Source organism: Gordonia spumicola, from assembly GCF_009932475.1.
Lineage (GTDB): Bacteria > Actinomycetota > Actinomycetes > Mycobacteriales > Mycobacteriaceae > Gordonia > Gordonia spumicola.
In genome coordinates, this window is record NZ_BJOV01000005.1 from 534,687 (window position 1) to 551,466 (window position 16,780).

Sequence of the window (16,780 nt, forward strand, 5' to 3'; positions counted from 1 at the left end):
CTAGTCCCACCTGAGTCCGCCGCGACGCCACTCGTAGGCGTACGCGACCGACACGTTGACGATGAAGAGTGCGACGGCCAGCAGGCCGAACCAGCCGAGGGAGTCCGATGCGACGGCCCACGGGTAGAGGAAGACGATCTCGATGTCGAAGATGATGAAGAGCATCGCCGTCAGGTAGTACTTCACGGGGAAGCGTTGGACCATGTCGGCGGCGGGCGGAAGCGGCTCGATTCCGCACTCGTAGGCGGCGAGTTTCGCCGCGTTGCGACGCTTGGGGCCGACGATCGACGCGATCACGACGGACACGATCGCGAACGCGGCCGCGATCGCGGCCAGGACCAGGATCGGTGCGTAAGCGTTCATGTCCGGAAGCCTCCCACTGTGTGACTCAAGACACACACTACGCACGGAATGGTGTGTGCCGTGGGCTGTTTCGGCTTAAACCGAGGTGAACGGCGAGTTCGGTCAGGGCGTGCCGAGGACGGCTCAGACGGACGCGAAGAAGGCGTCGAGCGCGGTCGTCGGATCGACCGCGGTCGAGACGTTCGCCGCGAAGACGACGAGGGCGGCCAGCGTGGCGAGCGCCATCGCGGACAGGTACGCCCGGGACACGATCACCGCGCGCCGCGGCTCCCGTGGACGGCGTCGCCAGCCGATCGCGAGTGCCGTCGCGGTCACCGCGGCGGCCAGGCCTGCAACGATCGCCATCACGAGGTGATAGCGGCCGAAGTCGTCGACCATCGATGACGTGTCCGTCGGATGTGCGGCGCCGGGCGGGACCGCCGACAGCAGCGACGACCTCGGGACGAACGCTCCCTGGATGTTCGCCATCACGACGAGGGCGGCCAGTGCCGTGAGCGACGAGGACACGATCAGTCCCGTCCCGAGGGCGACGTCGGCTCCGGCGACCCTGCCGGTGCGCGCGCCGAGGCGCTGAGCCAGCGCCCTGGTCAGCACGATCGCGGCGATCAGCAGGATGGTGGCGAGGACTGCCTTGGCCGCGTGGAAACGAGTCCAGTACGACGCCAACTCGTCCAGCGCCGTCGTCGACCCCGACCAGAAGGCCGCGAACGCGTCGCCTGCCGCGCCGGGGAGATCGTCGCGTTGGGTCGACGTGGCGCCCGCGAGGTAGGCGGGTGCGGCGAATACGGCGACGGTGGCGACCGCGGCGACTGCCGCGAGTGCGTCGATCCGATCGCTGGGACGAGGTGCGGCGTGCGTCATCCGCCCATCATCGCAGCAGTTCGACGAGTGTGCGCGACAGTTCCATCGGGTCGACCGGGACGTGCGCGACGGCGTCCGCGCGGGACCAGTCGGCCAGCCAACGGTCGGCCTGACGAGCCACGAGCACCACCAGCGGGGGACAGGGGTCGTACTCGTCGCGGATCTGCTTCGCCATGCCCATGCCGCCGGCCGGGGACGCCTCGCCGTCGAGGATCGCCACGTCGACGGTGTTCCGGTCGAGGTGGTCGAGCAGGATCGGAGCGGTCGCGACCTCGACGTACTCGAGGTCGGGCAGTTCCGGGTGCAGGCGTTCCCCGAGCGCCTCGATCACCTGCCGTCTCGTACCCGAATCATCCGAGTACACCACCACTCTCAGCGTCACGCGTTCCGATTGCGGGCTCACGGTCCGACCCTAACCGCGCCCGAGGTTCCGCAGCTCCGGTTTGCCGATACCGGGTGTCAGGCCTCGTTCAGCACCTGAACGCCGGCGCGGGCCAGGCCCTTGTGGTCGTAGTACCAGTTGACGCCGAGGCCGAGGGCCACGCCGAAGGCGAGGCCGACGAAGGTCATCCACACGCCGTGCGTCAGACCCGCGGTGCCGCGGGCGTCGAAGTACAGGATGGCGCGGACCGACATGTACACCTGGTGCAGCGGCTCGAACGACGACAGCCACGCGAAGAAGCCGGGTACCGCCTCGATCGGCGTGGTCGCGCCGGCCGAGGGGAGGCCGAGGAAGATGAACACGAACATGTTGATCAGCAGGCCGATGGTGCCGAAGACGGACACGACGGCCAGCGCTGTGACGCCGACGGCGGTGGCCGCGAGCGAACTGTAGAGCCACAGCTGCCACCCGTGGTCGATAGGCATGTCCAGGGCCGTCGCGATGCCGATGTACAGGCCGGTGACGACGAAGCTGGTGACCACCATGATCGCCCACTTGATCAGGAGGACCGTCGTCCTGGTGAGGCCGATGGCCTTGCGGATCACGACGCGCGGACCGATCTCCGACGGCATGTAGCCGAGTGTCGAGTCGACGAGGGAGTTCACGAGCATGGCTCCGGTGAATCCCGCGAGCAGGACGAGGAGCGCGAAGTAGAACGCGGACAGTCCCATGCCGGTTCCGGTCGGCAGCGGATCGAACGGCGTGTTGACGACGTCGATCGGCGCCGCCAGCACGATCGACGCGGTGCCGGTGATCGTCATCGGAGGCACCGCCGTAGCGGCCTGCTTGGTCACGGTGTCGGTCAGCTGCTTGCCGAGCTGAGTGTTCATCTCGGTGAGTGCGCCCTTGCTGAGCGCCGTCACGAGCGAACTGCCGAGCGTGCCCGAACGGGGATTCGTGTAGACGATGATCTGCGGGCGCTCGACGGGATCGGTCGTCACGGATCCCTGGGCGAGGGCGATGGTCTTCGCGGTGAAGTCGGCAGGCACCCGGATGGCGCCGTAGACCTTGCCGTCGCGCAGCTTCGCCTCGGCGTCCGCCCAGCTGAGGTTCTCCAACGTCACCTTGGCCGGGTCCACCTCCTTCTCGACCGTCGCCTGCATCTGCGCGCCGAAGTTCTGGTGTGCACCCGTCGGGTCGGTTGCGCCCTGGTCGTCGTTGACGACCGCGATGGGGAACGAGGCGAGGCTGCCGACAGGATCGAGGATGCTGCCGAGGTAGAGGCCTGCCATCGCGCCCATCGCGATGACGACCGCGACCACCGGGGCCACCCACAACCGCCATGAGCGGAGGATGTCGTGGCGGTCGTCGCTCTCGATTCGGGTGTCGTCGGTCTCGGTCACGTCGGGTTCGGCATCGGTCACGCGTCCACAGTAGTGCGCCGCGGTCTACAGTTGGCGGGTGACCGAGACCGATTCCGGCAGGCCCGACGATCCGGCAGGCGCCGCGCCTCGCCGCATGGTCGACGCGATTCGATCGGTCGGCGTCGTCAGCTGGTCGATCGTCGGTGTGATCATCGTCGTGATCGTCGCCGCGCTGGCGGTGAGCGCCGTCAGCGGCATTCTGATCCCGCTCGTGATCGCGACGATCCTCGGCATCGTCCTGGAACCGGTGGCGGCTGCCCTCCGACGACGCCGAGTGCCGCCCGTGCTCGCGACGCTGATCGTCATGCTGGGGACCGTTGTTGCGGTCGGGGCGATGTCCGCGCTCGTGATCGTCGGAATCGTCGACCAGTGGTCGCAGATCTACGACCAACTGATGGTCGGATGGTCGGCGCTGCTGGAATGGCTCCGCGATCACGACCTGGACACACAACTCGCCGAACACGCGCGGACGGCGGTGACCGACTACGCACCGCAGCTCGGGCAGGGACTTCTCGGTGTGGTGACCAGCACGTTCTACGGTCTGCTGTCGTTGATCCTCGGGACGTTCTTCGCGCTGTTCTTCCTGTTCTTCGTCCTGCGTGACGGCTACCGGTTCCCCGCTTGGGTCGCCAAGGCCGGACTCGATCCGATCGAGGTGTCGACGGTCGCCGACCTGTCGCGGAAGTCGGTGCGCGGCTACTTCTCGGGGACGGCGAAGACCGCCGTCATCACGGCCCCGATCTTCATGATCCCGATGCTCATCCTGGGTGTTCCGCTGCCGATTCCGATCTTCATCCTGTACTTCTTCCTGTCCTTCCTGCCGTACATCGGTGCATGGGTGACGGGGGCGGTGGTTGTGCTGATCGCGTTCGGCTCGGGTGGGACGACGGCGGCGTTGATCATGGCCGTCACGTTCGTGGTGTCGAACGGGTCGATCCAGAGCGCGGTCAGTTCGTGGGCGCTCGGGTCGTCGTTGAAGATCCACCCGGTGCTCGTCCTGCTGTCGACGATCATCGGCGGCACCGTCGCCGGGATGATCGGAATGGTGTTGGGTCCTCCGGTCGTCGCCGCCGTCGTGAAGTCGGTCGCCGCGGTCCGTGACCTGCGAGGGGCGCCTCAGATGCAGTCGGGCTGAGGACGGTCCGGTGCGGTGGCGCGCTCACGCCGCCGCGTCGGCGTGAGACGTCAACGTCCTCCGGGCGTGCGACCGGATCGGTTGCGAGCTTCCCGGTTCGATGAACCACGGGTGTCCGTCGTCGCCGAGGACCACCTGCCACCCGCTGTTGTGAACAAGCGTGTGATGCATCCGGCACAACAGCACCCCATTCCTGACCGACGTGTCGCCGCCCTCCGACCAGGGGACGATGTGGTGCGCGTCGGTCCAGGAGACCGGCCGGCCGCACCCTGGGAACGCGCATCCGCAGTCTCTGGCTGCCAGCGCTTTCCGAATGCCGGGTGTCATCAGGCGATGTTCCCGTCCGACGTCCAGCGGGACACCTTCCCCGTCTACGACGACCGCAGAGATGGCCGATGAGCAGAGCGCCAAGCCGACGGTCGCTGAGCCGACCGGCCCGGTGAACCCGAGCCTGGCGACCCCGTCCCCTGGGGTTCCCGTGGTGGGCACTATGAGCGATACGTGCGGCAGGACGCCGCCGCTCGTGGGGCGTTCCGATCCCGCGAGGTACGTGCGGATGATCTGCCCGAGTGCATCGGCTCGCCGCTGGGCGGTGGACCGCGGGTCCCGTGACCCGTCGGGTTGCGGTACCGGCCGCATCAGCGGGTCGAGCGCCGCGGACAGTTCTTCCCCGGTCAGCGCATCGAGGCTGATCGAGGAGACTGTTCGGCCCTCGTCGTCGGAGGTCAGGGTCATCTCGTTCAACTCCGAGTTCTCTGACGCCGGGATTGCTGCCGGATCGTCGGACTCGGCTGCTCGACGGATTCCCTCGGCCGTGGCTGCTGCTTTCACCTCTCCCGGTGTGGAGTTGAGCAGCAGCTTGCGGGCAAGGACCTGCTTCTCCGGGTTGTCGAGTGGAACCCGTTTGTCGACAGTTGCGACACCCCGCCCGACCTCGTCGGCCATCTCCGGCGACAGGTAGCCGTCGCGCATCCCTCGGGCCACCGAGTCGAGCCTCTCGGCGTGGCGGCCGTTGCGAACCGTACGGTGCGCGACGGCTGGTGCGACGCCGATCTCCATCAACAACGACGGCATCGACAATCGTTTGCGGACCGGGATCCCGACCCGGTCGGCGGCCCTGACCAACAACGCTTGAGCGCCGGCCAGGATGTTCTGGGCTCGGGCGACCTCGACTATCGCCGATAGGATGTCGGCGTCGTCGAATCCGACGCGCGAGGCCCGGTCGAGCAGGCAGGCCAGGCGAGGTGAGTCTCCGGACTCGGCCTCGGCGGTGGTGGCTGGTGCGAGTTCGTCGACCACGTGGTCGGTGAACTCGCGGATAGTGGTCGCGAACATGGTTTCCCCCTCCATGAGCTGCAGTGTGGACAGCGTTCATCGGCACCGGTCCGGGTGTCGGTGAGCAAAGGTACGGTCACAACGGGTGCTGCGCTGCAGTCCACCGCCTGCCTGGTACCCCCTGCGGGGTCCGGTGGTTCGGTTCGCCCGGACTGGGCGCTATCGAGTTGTCAAGTAACGTGCTGCTCCTCGCGCTACCGAGGAACTACGTTCATGATATGGATCACTTCTGACAAACACGTATGTTCGACGTGTAGTCCGAACGGACGAATCTCGAATCGGTGCTGCGCGTCCGAACCCTTAGGTTCCGAGAAGTGCGCCGACCGCGATGGCCGTCGCCAACCCGGCGAGAAGGACGGGAATGCCGAAGCGCACGAAGTCCTTCGTGGAGTAGCCGATCGGCCCGAGCATCATCAGGTTCGTCTGATGGCTGTACGGGTTGAGGAAGGTGAACGAGATGCAGGTTCCGACGAGGGCGAGCAGGACTACCGGATTCATTCCGACGTCGGCGGCGATCGCGACCGCGACCGGAGTCAGGATCGAGGCGGCTGCCGCATTGGAGATGACGTTGGTGAGGATCGCGGTGACGACGGCGAAGACGACGACCACCAGCAGCGGACTGCCGTCGACCAGGTAGCGGATCCCGTCCGCGAGGGTGTCGGCGAGCCCGCTGGAGAGCACGATGGCGCCGAGACCGACCGAACCGGCGAGCGTGAACAGCACCGGCCAGTCCAGGGCACGCCCGGCGGATCGGGGAGTGAGGACTCCGGTCACCACCATCAGCAGTGCGCCCGCCACCGAGGTGTACTCGATGGGTGCGAGCCCGGCGGACGCGGTGCCGACGACGGCGGCCAGGATGAGCAGGGCTTTCCACGTGTTCCGTGGCTGCGGCGCGCGACTCGCGGCGGCCTGCCACACTGCCACGTAGTCGCTGTCGGCGACCGTGTCTGCGGTCGGCGCGGACAGATAGCAGGTCGCGCCGGGGACCAGCGGGGTGCGCCGCAGGGACACGTCCGAGCGGGCGGCGATCACGGTGATGTTCTCGTCGGACAGATCGTTGATGGTGCCGGTCTCGCCGGTCTTCACCGACACCGTGTACAGGCGCTCGGGCTGCAGGCCGAAGTGCGGGCTCGACCAGAGCGCCGGGATGCCCGCCTCGGTGGCCCGGTAGACGAGGGTGTCGGCGGAGTGCAGTTCGGTGTCGGCGGGCAGGTACTGGCCGTCGCGCAGGATCGAGTCGAGCTGGTAGTCGCGGGCGACGGCCATGCCGACAGCCTCGGCGGACCGCCCACGGGCGACGGCGGTCTCGCCGATGGGGATCTCGACGCGCCAGTCGAGCGACGTCGGTTCGGGTGCGCGTTTCCCGGCGAGCAGGCGGGGCGCGGCGACGGCGATGACGAGGACGCCGACGACGGCCACCGGCAGGGCGACGACGCCGAACGAGATCATGCCCATGTCGACGCCGGCGTCGCCCGCGATGCCGGCGATCAGCAGGTTCGAGCTGGTGCCGATCAGGGTGATCGACCCGGTGAGCGTTGTCAGGTGGGCGATCGGCAGCATGAGTTCGCGCGCCGGGACGTCGCGGGTCTGTTCGAGCTGGCGGCTCGCCGGTATGAGCATCGCGACGATCGGCGTCGTGTTCATCAGGCCGGACGCGACACCGACAGGGACTGCCAGGCGGGCGAAGGCCTGCCCCGCCGAGTCGACGGTGGACAACAGTTTGCCGGTCACGCGGGACACGATGCCGGTTTTGACGACGCCTTTGGCGATCACGAGCATCGCGCCGACGGTGATCACGCCGCCGTTGCTGAGGCCGGCGAACAGTTCGTCGCGGGTGGCGATGCCCGTCAATCCGGCGATGACGATGGCCCCGCCCAGGGCGATGACAGGTTTGACCCAGCCCGCCGTCATCACGACGAGGGTGGCGATCACCAGGACCGCGGCCGCCCATTGCATTGCACAAACATACGCCCGGACCGCGGTGCGCGCGGTCCGGGCGTACCGGGCACGAAGGTCGTCGATCAGATCAGCTTGTATACGGTCTGGCCGTCGATCGTCGACGCGGTGAAGTTCGCGGCCACCCACTCGGCGATCTCGGAGTTCCCGCCGCGGTCGCCGCCCTGGCCGCCGATGTAGTAACCGATCTTCCCCTCCTGCACGTACGTCTTGAACTGGTCGAGGGTGGGGGCGGGGTCACCGCTCCATCCGCCGATCGCCATGACTGCCTTGCCGGAGGCGATCTCGATGCCCGCCGCCGACTGCGAGCCGTTGGTGGCGGCCGCCCAGGTGGTTGTCGTCGAGCGCAGCAGCGCGGCGAGTTCGGAGTCGGCCGAGACGCTGCTGCCCGGACTGCCGGACCTGCTGCGGTCCTGGCCGTCGCCCTGGTCGGCCGGCGCGGTGGGACGACCGCGGCCCGGTGCTCCGTTCGGGCCGCCTCGCATGCCGCCGGGGCCACCCATGCCGCCGGTCTCCATGGAGGTCGAGACCGCGGTCGGGATGGAACCGCTGTGCGGTGTGGTGGCGGTGGCGATCGCGAACGACGCGGTGCCCGCGAAGCCTGCGATCGAGCCGGCGATGACGGCGGCTCCGGCCGCCTGGCGCCAGCCGAGCGCGCCGCCGACAAGCACCGTGAGGGCCGCGATCAGCGCGACCGCGCCGAGCGCCCAGCGGCACCACGTCGGCCCGAAGTCGTTGCGGTTCAACAGGACGATCGACCACGCCGCGGCGAGAGCGATCATCGCCGCGATGGTGAGGCGGCCGTCCCATCGGTCGCGGCGGCGCCACGCGACGATCGCAGCGATCGCGATGACCGCGCCGATCGCGGGTGCGAGGGCGACTGTGTAGTACGGGTGGATGGTGCCGCTCATGTAGCTGAAGACTGCCGCGGTGACGAGCAGCCAGCCGCCCCACGCAATCGCGGCGGCACCCTCCATCCGGGTCAAGCCCGGCCCGTCGAACCGGCTGCGCACAGCGACATACGCGAGGAAGACCAGCGCGAGAACGGCGACCGGCAGCAGCCAGGAGATCTCATTGCCCATCTCGGAGCCGAAGAGCCGGCTCAGGCCGGTCTCGCCGCCGAACGATCCACCGGCTGTGCCTGCTCCACCCGGTCCACCGCCGTTCCCGGCGTCGCCGCTGATGCGGCCGATGCCGTTGTAGCCGAGGACCAGGTCCATGAACGTGTTGTCGGTCGATCCGCCGATGTACGGCCGCGCCGATGCGGGGACGATCATCGTCACCACGACAAACCACCCGGCCGACACGATCAGCGCGAGGGTCGCGACGGCGAGCTGACCGATCCGCTTGCGCCAGGACGTGTTCGCCAGCAGCAGGTAGGCGAGCCCGAACGCGGGCAGGACGATCAGGCCCTGCAGCATCTTCGTCAGGAACGCGAAGCCGAGGGCGACGCCGACCCCGGGCGTCGTCGGCTTCTCGACATGCTTCACGAACGGTCGGGACTGACCCTCGGGGAGTTGTGCGACGGACTCGACATGCGACGGCAATCGGTGAGTCAGCACCTCGCGCTGCTCGACGACGCGGGTCTTGTCACGTCGATCCGCGACGGTCGCCGCAAGTTGCACTACCTCAACGCGGTGCCCATCCACGAGATCCAGCAGCGCTGGATCTGGAAGTTCGAAGAACCGACGCTGGCGGTACTCGCCTCCGTCAAACGACACGCAGAGGAGAGCTTCATGACCACGCAGCAGACGGGCGTCGTACCCGACTACGTGTACACGACGTACATCCGCGCGACGCCGGATCAGGTGTGGGAGGCCCTGACCGACCCGGAGATCACGGCTCGGTACTGGGGTCACGCGCAGACGTCGGACTGGCGGGTGGGGAGTCGCGTCGACCATGTCCGGACCGACGGGTCGGGCGTCGTCGATGTGTCCGGCCGGGTGATCGAGACCGATCGTCCCCGTCGGCTCGTCTTCGGTTTCGGTGATCCCATCGCCGCGGCGGATCCGGACGCCGAGATCAGCGTCGTCGCGTTCGACATCGAGCAGGGCAGCGACATCGTCAAACTGACGGTCACGCACACAAACCTGCAGAGCCCGGACGATCTACGGGACATCAGTCAGGGCTGGCCTGCCGTTCTCGCGAACCTCAAGACACTGCTCGAGACGGGTGACGTGTTGCCGCAGGAGCCCTGGACCCTCGGGTGACGACGTTCACGGAACGGTGACCGCCGCGATGAGCGGGAGTTCGGCTCGGGCAGGTTCGTACTCGCCGAGCAGACCGAACACCCAGGGGACCGTCGACACCGCGATGAGAAGGCCGCCGGTACGTCCGATTTCACCGGACCGCGGCCGGAAACGAAAGACGCCCGACCGGAATCCGGTCGGGCGTCTGTTCGGGGTGGCTGACGGGACTCGAACCCGCGACAGCCAGGATCACAACCTGGTGCTCTACCAACTGAACTACAGCCACCATCGGCACGGACTTCCAGTGTTCGCACACTGTTTCCCGAGCCAGGGTCATACTCTAGCGGGTTTTAGCCGATCTTCGCCAATCGGTTTCTGACCTGCGGGTTCAGGCGGGTCCGAGGTCGTCGACGATCTTGGCGAGTGCCTTGGCATCGGGGCCGGGCGCGGGGACGAAGGCCGCCGCGCGGTAGTACTTGAGCTCGAGGATCGACTCACGGATGTCGGCGAGGGCGCGGTGGGCGAGACCTTTCGGCGGCTGACCGAAGTAGATCGCCGGGAACCAGCGTCGGGTCAGTTCCTTGATGGAGCTGACGTCGACCATGCGGTAATGCAGGAATGCGTCCAGCGACGGCATGTCCCGCGTGATGAAGCCGCGGTCGGTGGCGATCGAGTTGCCCGCGAGCGGCACGGTGCCGGTGGCGCTGACATGCTGGCGCAGATAGGCCAGGACCATCTCCTCGGCCTCGGCGAGAGTCACCGTCGACGCCCGGACCTCGTCGGTCAGGCCCGACTTCGCGTGCATCTCGGTGACGACGTCCGGCATGTTGGCGAGTGCGTCGTCGTCGGCGTGGATCACCACGTCGACACCCTCGCCGAGGATGTTCAAGTCGCTGTCGGTGACCAGGGCCGCGATCTCGATCAGTTTGTCGGAGCCCAGGTCGAGGCCGGTCATCTCACAGTCGATCCATACGAGTTTGTCCTGCACGGAGTCGACTGTAGTCGTTTGACGCTACTCGCCCTCGCCGAGCTTGCCGTAGAACCCGCCGACGATAGGTGCGACGATCGCGCGCGGGGAGTAGCCGCCCGCGACCGACATCGCCTTCGACAGCGTGCCGGGAACCACGCGCATCTTGTTGCGCGCCAACGCGTCCAGGCTCATCTCGGCCACCTTCTCCGACGAGTGCCACAGGAAGTCGGGGACCATCTTGTCGACGATCGACTGATCCTCGGGGGCGGGGGTCTCGGTGCGGACCGGGCCGGGGGCCAGCAGTGTCACGTGGACGCCCGTGCCCTTCAACTCGCCGCGCAGCGACTCGCTGAACGTGTTGACGAACGCCTTCGTCGCCGCGTATGTCGCGTTGTTCGGGATCGGCATGTTGCCTGCCGCCGAGCCGACCATCAGGATGCCGCCCGAGTCGCGCGCGATCATCTGGGGGAGCACGGCCAACGTCAGATCGTGGACGGCGACCGCGTTCAAGCGGACCTGCGCGCGTTCGTATGCGGTGTCCAGCTCGGCGATCGGACCGAAGGTCGCGATGCCGGCGTTGTTGCACAGGACTGAGATCTCCCGGCCCGACAGTTCGTCGCACAGGGCCGCGACGGCGTCGAAGTCGGACAGGTCGACGGCCCTGACTTCGGCCTCCACGTCGAATCGGCTGCGGAGCTCGACGGCCAGCTCCTCCAGGATCTCGCCGCGTCGAGCCACGAGGATCAGCGAATGGCCGCGTTTTGCCAGCGCGCGCGCCAACTCCATCCCGATGCCGGACGACGCTCCGGTGACGACGGCGCGGGCTGCTGCTCTGGGCGGTACTGGCATGGAGCGATCCTATCCGTCGACCCGCGCCGCCACGTCGTCGCGCGCTCGCGCAGTGCGAGGTGTCACTCGATCGGCCGGAACCGGCGGAACACCCGCGTGCCACCGGCGTCATGGGCGGATGATTCGCATATGCAGGGCGAGCACGAGTTTCGTGCCGAACAGGCCGTACGTCGCGCAGGGTTCGATCGCGACGTGTCATCGGGCTGCGCGGTCACGGGTCCGCCCGGTTCGGGGACGACGACGGTCCTCACATCGCTGGCGGGCCGCGTGGAGGGCCCGACCGTGTGGGTGAGCGGAGTCCGTCGAAGCGCCGAACTCGTGTTCGCGCATCTGCCTGCAGTGCTCGCGGCGGGCGAGACGAGCCTCGCCGGAACGCGGTGGGCGGTGGCCCGGCAACTCAGCGAGGACCGCGCGGGGGCGCTGGTCGTCGACGACGCTCATCTCCTCGACGACGATGCGGGCGCGATCGTCCATTCCCTCGCCGTCCACGACGGCGTCCCGACATTCGTGGCGTGCAGCGTGGAGCCGGGCGCACGGGTGCCCGACGCGATCCGGGCGTTGTGGAAGGACGGCCACCTGCCGCGCTACGAACTGGCATTGCTCGGCGTGGACGAGGTCCGAGCGTATGTCGAGCACGTCGTCGGTGCGCCGGTCACGTCGCGAGACGTCGATTCGCTCATGCGCTGGTCGCAGGGACGCCCCAGCCTTCTCGTGGAGTTGGTCGCGTCGTCGGTGGCCGACGACCTGTGGGCGGTGATCAACGCGACCGCGGTACTCACGGCGCGACCGGCGCCTCCGACGACGCTCGTCGAAGAACTGAAGTCCACTGCGGACGTCTTGCCCGAGGACGTCTACGCGATCGTGGAGGTCTTCGCCGTCGCCGCTCCGGTCCTGGGTGGACGTCTCCTCGACTGGCTGCCGCTCGCACCGCTGATCGACGTCGCGGGCATGGACACGCTCGTCGAGGCGGAGCGGGCCGGGGTGATCGTCGTCGACGGCGCGCGTGTGCGCCTCGCGTCGCCCTTCCTCGCCGACGCCATAGCGGGCCACACCCCGACGCTGCGTCGGGCGGCGATAGCGAATCGGCTCAGCACCGCGGTCACGACGTCGGCGCTGCACGGCTCCGAGATCGGGTCGAACGATCTCGTCCAGACCATTGCGGGCCTGCTGACCACGGACGCGTCTCACGGTCGGACCCTGTCGCGGACGCAGACCACGGCGCGCAGTGCGCTCCGACTCGGTGATCCGACGATGGTCCGCTCGCTCATCAGCTCGTTCTACGGGTCGGACGCCACCGCCGACATCGTCGATCCCGAACTCGCGGTGCTGTACGGGTGGGCGTCCACCGACCTCAACGACACGTCGTCGATCCTGACGCTGTTGGCACGGTGGAACAACGATCAGTCGCCCCGTTGGCGGGGATTCATCGAGTTCTTCACCGCGTACTTCACTCGCCGGGAGACGGGCTCCGCGACGTTTCTCCGACAGCACGACCAACACCCGGACGGGCTCCGGGGAGCGGTCGCCGACTGGATCGACCGGGATCGGCTGAGCGGGGTCTGGTTCGGTTACCTCGTCGCCGAGACGGCGATTCTCGTCGGACGCTATTCCGATGCGCGCTCGATCCTCGACGCCGTGATGCCGCACAGCGGGGACAACGGGCTTCTCGTCTTCAGCCTGACGATGATCGAACTCCGTCTGGAGACGATGACCGCGGGAGCCGACGCGGCCGCAGCGAAGGCGGAGACCGCGCGGTCGGACAGCGCCTGGCGAAGTGACCACGTGTGGGCGGCCGCCGACTACACCTGCGCCGTCGCACACGTCTGCGCCGGACGGCTCGACGTCGCGCGGACGGAGATCCGCGACTGTGCGCCGTTCGTCGCGGGCCCTGCGCTCGACGGCGCTCCGACGAGGCTGATGGACAGGATCGACCGGATGACCGGAGTCGACGGTCCGGCGAGGAATGCAGGTGTGGCGCCCTCGGTGACCGCCGATCCGTATTCGGCCCAGCTCGGCGGCGACACCGTCGTCGATCAGGCGTGGGAGACGGCCGTCGGCGGACGTGCGACGGCCGCGGTCGACGCGCTCCTCGAATTCGGCGACCTGGCCGTCGATGCGGCGCCGACGGTCGTCGTCGATCTGATCGAACTCGCCGCCCGGTTCGTGTCGATCACCGATCGGCGTCGACTCGCGCTGCTGGTCGCGCTCGCTGAGCGAGTCGAGGGACGCGTCGAGACCGCGAGGCGCATGCGGGCCGTCGTGGACTACTGTCGGGCGCTTCTCGCGGGTGAGGGCGGCGGCGTAGAGGCCGCGGCGCAGACCTATCGACGACTCGGGTTGCGGCCGGTCGCGGCGGATGCGTTCGCGCAGGCCGCAGCCTTGTTCCGGGCCGACGGAGACTCACTCGCCGCGGCTGCGGCCACGACCGCGGCGCACAGGTTGACCCGCGACATGGGGGGTCTCGCCTCACCCGCCCAGACGTCGATCGCGCCGCCCGACCTGACCCGAAGGGAACGGGAGATCGTGCGGCTGGCCTCGCAGGCGCTGTCGAATCAGCAGATCGCCGACCGACTCCACTTGTCGGTGCGGACCGTCGAGGGCCACATTCTGCGGGCGTCGGCGAAGTTCGGCGTTCAGGACCGGCGTGCACTGGTGGCGGCCTGGGAGGAGAGCGACCGGTGAAGTGGCCGTATCAGCGGACATCCGACTTCGACGCCGTGGCACGCGGATGGGCGGAGGGACGACCGGTGCTGATCACCGGGCCGTCGGGCATCGGCAAGACACGACTGTCACGGGAGTTCGTGGACTCCGTCGGGCGGCGACCGTTCTGGATCATCGGATCGGCCGCCATGCGCGACACCCCGCTCGCGGCAGTCGCGGCAGCGGTGCCGGTCGACGCGTCCGGCGGCGTGGCGGCCACCGTGGACAGCCTCCGCGCGGCGCTGTCCGACGACGTGGTCGTCATCGTCGAAGCCGCGGAACACCTCGACAGCGCATCGTCGGCTGTGGTCGCGCGACTCGTCTCCTCGATCGCGAGGCCGGGCTTGATCACCGCGGCCGGTGCGGTCGATCCGGTTCTCGCTCGCGCGTTGCGGGATGCGAGCGCGGTGGAGGTCCGGGTGGCGGCGCTGGGACTGGAGGCGACGACGGACTTGATCGAATCCAGCCTCGACGGACGACTCGCCGTCGACGATGCGGTGCGCATTCACCGGCTCACCGGAGGAAACCCGCTGATGGTGACCGAAGCGTTCGACAGTGCGATCGCGTCGGGGGCCGTGGTGCGATGCGACGACGCGGTGTGGCGACTGGACGCCGATCCGGCCATCAGCGCGGGACTGCGGCAGGTGTGTGCCGACAGGCTCATGCGGGCGACGCCCGCGGAACGGCGGCTGGTCGACCTGCTCGCCCTGTGCCAGCCGCTCCCGTACGAGGTGGTCGACCGACTCGGGTTGGCCGGCGGCGTCGGTCGAGCGGAGGGCGGGCTCGCATTGCCGATGGGCGACGTGGTGGTGCCGGGCCATGCCGTCTATCCGGAGGTGCGGCGAGCCCAGATCGGGCAATTGGAGCGTCGGCAGCTCGCCGAGCAGTTGGTCGAGGCCCTCGACGCGATGGACGGCGGTTCGATCGTGCGACTGCACGCCGTCCGCCTGCGGCAGGAGTACGGTCTCGAGACCGATGTGGACGCGTTGACCGCGTGCTCGGCGACGGCGTTTCAGATGGGCGATCTGGTGTTGGCCGAGAGACTGTCGTCGGTCGCGGTGGAGTCCGGCGGAGGTCTCGGCGCGCGGCTCCAACTGTCGAGGGCCAGGTCGGCGAGCGGGCGGTCGTCGGAAGCGAGGGAGGTCCTGCGCGACGTCGACCAGGACTCGCTCGGCGAGGCGGATGTGGCGGGCTATGCGGTCACGGTCGCGATCAATCGCAGTGTGGGGGACGGAGATCATTCGGGAGCGATCGGCGTGCTCGACAAGTTCGAGCCGCGTATCGAGGCCGCGGCCTTCCGGGCGTCGTTCGCGGCGGTGCGTGCCCTGGTGCATGTGAATGCCGGCGACCAGTTCCGGGCATTGCGGTGCGCGCGCACCGCGCGAGGCATCCCGGAGGGTGCGCCGCTGTGGACCACGGTGGGGGCGTACGTCGAAGCCGAGGCGCTGCGACGATCCGGGGAGTCGCGTCGAGCGATCGTCATCGCCGACGCCGCGCTGTCCGAAGGCGGCGCCGCGGCGTCATTCGTCGTGAGCGGAGCACGTCGCACCCTCGTTCAGGCCTTGATCTGCGATGCCGACCTCCCCAGGGCGGTCCTGGTCGCCGATCGACTCCTCGATGAGACGCTCCTGCAGTCCACGCCGCGCGCTCTCGCGTGTGCGTCGGCGGCGATGGTCGACATGGCTCGGGGTCGGTTCGGTGCCGCGCGGCACCAGTGCCATGACGCGTTGCGCGTCTTGGGGACGGCCGACCGGACGGGCCTCGGACGCGGAACCGCGGCTCAACTCGCCGAGATCTGTGCCGTCACCGGCGATGCCGAGGGCGGGAGGCGAGCGGTGGCGCTCAGCGCGACAGCTACCGTCGAGCCGCACGGGTGGCCCGGGATCAATCCGCGGCTCGCCGCGGCGTTTGTACTCGTCGCGGAAGGCGAGGTTGCGCGTCCGGCGCGGATGTTCCGGGAGATCGCCGCGACCTGCCTGGCGGCCGACCAACGCGTGTCCGCGATCGCAGCGCTCTATTGGGGAGTCCGTCTGGGAGACGCCGAATCTGCGCATGCGCTGGTCGACGCGGCAGAACTGTGCGACGGCGCGCTGATCGGCATGCAGCGAGATCACGCGACCGCGACGATCGACCGCGCCCCCGACGACCTCGAACGCGTCGCCGAACGCTTCGGGGATGCGGGCTTTCTGCCGTTCGCTGTGGATGCGGTGAGCCAGGCGATCGTCGTGCACCGTGCGCGGGGAGAGGTTCGATCGGTTCGGCGGCTGGTCGACCGGCGAGAGACATGGCGTTCCGGCTGCGACCCGATGACGACTCCGGCAGTGCGCGACTCCCAGTCCGTCGCAGTCTTGACCCGCCGTGAGTTCGAGGCGCACGCGATGGCCTCGGTCGGCTTGACCGTCGCCGATATCGCAGTGCGACTCGGAGTCCGGGAACGGACAGTCCGTTCAGTCCTGCACACCGCGTACGAGAAGTCGGGCGTGCCCCGCAGCAGATGACCTGCCCGCGGGAATCGGAGTCGTCCCACTGAGTACCCGAGCGTGCGAAGTCGAGTAGCCGGTGACATCCCGCGTCGCGCCCGGCCGACGCAGCATGGGACAGGTACATCCGAACCGA

The 16,780-nt window shown here is 68.6% G+C and carries 12 protein-coding genes, 1 tRNA gene and 1 pseudogene; 4 read left to right on the top strand and 10 right to left on the bottom strand.

Annotation, left to right across the window (positions count from 1 at the left end; genetic code table 11):
• From GYB83_RS13715 to GYB83_RS13730, 4 genes are all read right to left on the bottom strand, one after another.
• Complete coding sequence (locus GYB83_RS13715; RefSeq protein WP_161895997.1) at positions 1 to 363, bottom strand: NADH-quinone oxidoreductase subunit A; 363 nt, start codon at positions 361 to 363, stop codon at positions 1 to 3.
• Positions 364 to 486: 123 nt separating this feature from the next.
• Positions 487 to 1,224, bottom strand: coding sequence for a hypothetical protein (locus GYB83_RS13720; RefSeq protein WP_161895998.1), 738 nt, complete (start codon positions 1,222 to 1,224; stop codon positions 487 to 489).
• Between the two features lie 7 nt (positions 1,225 to 1,231).
• Positions 1,232 to 1,627, bottom strand: a complete 396-nt coding sequence (locus tag GYB83_RS13725; RefSeq protein ID WP_161895999.1) for a hypothetical protein — start codon at positions 1,625 to 1,627, stop codon at positions 1,232 to 1,234.
• A 56-nt stretch (positions 1,628 to 1,683) separates the two neighbouring features.
• Positions 1,684 to 3,030: a YhgE/Pip domain-containing protein gene (locus tag GYB83_RS13730; protein ID WP_161896000.1), complete on the bottom strand. Its 1,347-nt coding sequence runs from the start codon at positions 3,028 to 3,030 to the stop codon at positions 1,684 to 1,686.
• A gap of 37 nt (positions 3,031 to 3,067) precedes the next feature.
• Between GYB83_RS13730 and GYB83_RS13735 the strand changes: the two genes are divergently transcribed.
• Positions 3,068 to 4,165 carry an AI-2E family transporter gene (locus GYB83_RS13735; protein WP_161896001.1) on the top strand — a complete coding sequence of 366 codons (1,098 nt, stop codon included), beginning with the start codon at positions 3,068 to 3,070 and terminating at the stop codon, positions 4,163 to 4,165.
• 24 nt (positions 4,166 to 4,189) lie between these two features.
• Here the strand turns inward: GYB83_RS13735 and GYB83_RS13740 are convergent, their stop codons facing one another.
• The 3 genes and pseudogenes from GYB83_RS13740 to GYB83_RS13750 all read right to left on the bottom strand — a co-directional run.
• Entirely contained in the window at positions 4,190 to 5,515 is a 1,326-nt protein-coding gene (locus GYB83_RS13740) for an HNH endonuclease signature motif containing protein (RefSeq protein ID WP_228461484.1), read from the bottom strand.
• A 285-nt stretch (positions 5,516 to 5,800) separates the two neighbouring features.
• Positions 5,801 to 7,456 carry an SLC13 family permease gene (locus GYB83_RS13745; protein WP_161896002.1) on the bottom strand — a complete coding sequence of 552 codons (1,656 nt, stop codon included), beginning with the start codon at positions 7,454 to 7,456 and terminating at the stop codon, positions 5,801 to 5,803.
• Between the two features lie 65 nt (positions 7,457 to 7,521).
• A pseudogene (locus GYB83_RS13750) lies at positions 7,522 to 8,913 on the bottom strand (mannosyltransferase YkcB-related protein); the annotation flags it as partial.
• Between the two features lie 24 nt (positions 8,914 to 8,937).
• Here GYB83_RS13750 and GYB83_RS13755 point away from each other — a divergent pair.
• A complete protein-coding gene (locus GYB83_RS13755) occupies positions 8,938 to 9,666 on the top strand; it encodes an ArsR/SmtB family transcription factor (protein ID WP_161896003.1) in 729 nt (242 codons plus the stop codon).
• A gap of 192 nt (positions 9,667 to 9,858) precedes the next feature.
• Here GYB83_RS13755 and GYB83_RS13760 read toward each other — a convergent pair.
• From GYB83_RS13760 to cmrA, 3 genes are all read right to left on the bottom strand, one after another.
• A tRNA-His gene (locus GYB83_RS13760) sits at positions 9,859 to 9,931 on the bottom strand.
• A gap of 102 nt (positions 9,932 to 10,033) precedes the next feature.
• The gene (gene orn / locus GYB83_RS13765) at positions 10,034 to 10,633 is read right to left on the bottom strand and encodes an oligoribonuclease (RefSeq protein WP_161896004.1); all 600 of its coding nucleotides are present in this window, start codon (positions 10,631 to 10,633) and stop codon (positions 10,034 to 10,036) included.
• Positions 10,634 to 10,657: 24 nt separating this feature from the next.
• Positions 10,658 to 11,464 (bottom strand): mycolate reductase, encoded by an 807-nt coding sequence (gene cmrA / locus GYB83_RS13770; protein WP_161896005.1) that lies wholly within the window; start codon positions 11,462 to 11,464, stop codon positions 10,658 to 10,660.
• A 192-nt stretch (positions 11,465 to 11,656) separates the two neighbouring features.
• On the opposite strand from cmrA, the gene GYB83_RS13775 reads away from it, so the two are divergent.
• Positions 11,657 to 14,146 carry a helix-turn-helix transcriptional regulator gene (locus GYB83_RS13775; protein WP_161896006.1) on the top strand — a complete coding sequence of 830 codons (2,490 nt, stop codon included), beginning with the start codon at positions 11,657 to 11,659 and terminating at the stop codon, positions 14,144 to 14,146.
• Positions 14,143 to 16,662: a helix-turn-helix transcriptional regulator gene (locus GYB83_RS13780; RefSeq protein ID WP_161896007.1), complete on the top strand. Its 2,520-nt coding sequence runs from the start codon at positions 14,143 to 14,145 to the stop codon at positions 16,660 to 16,662. The genes GYB83_RS13775 and GYB83_RS13780 overlap by 4 nt, the downstream gene beginning before the upstream one ends.
• The last annotated feature ends 118 nt before the right edge of the window (positions 16,663 to 16,780 follow it).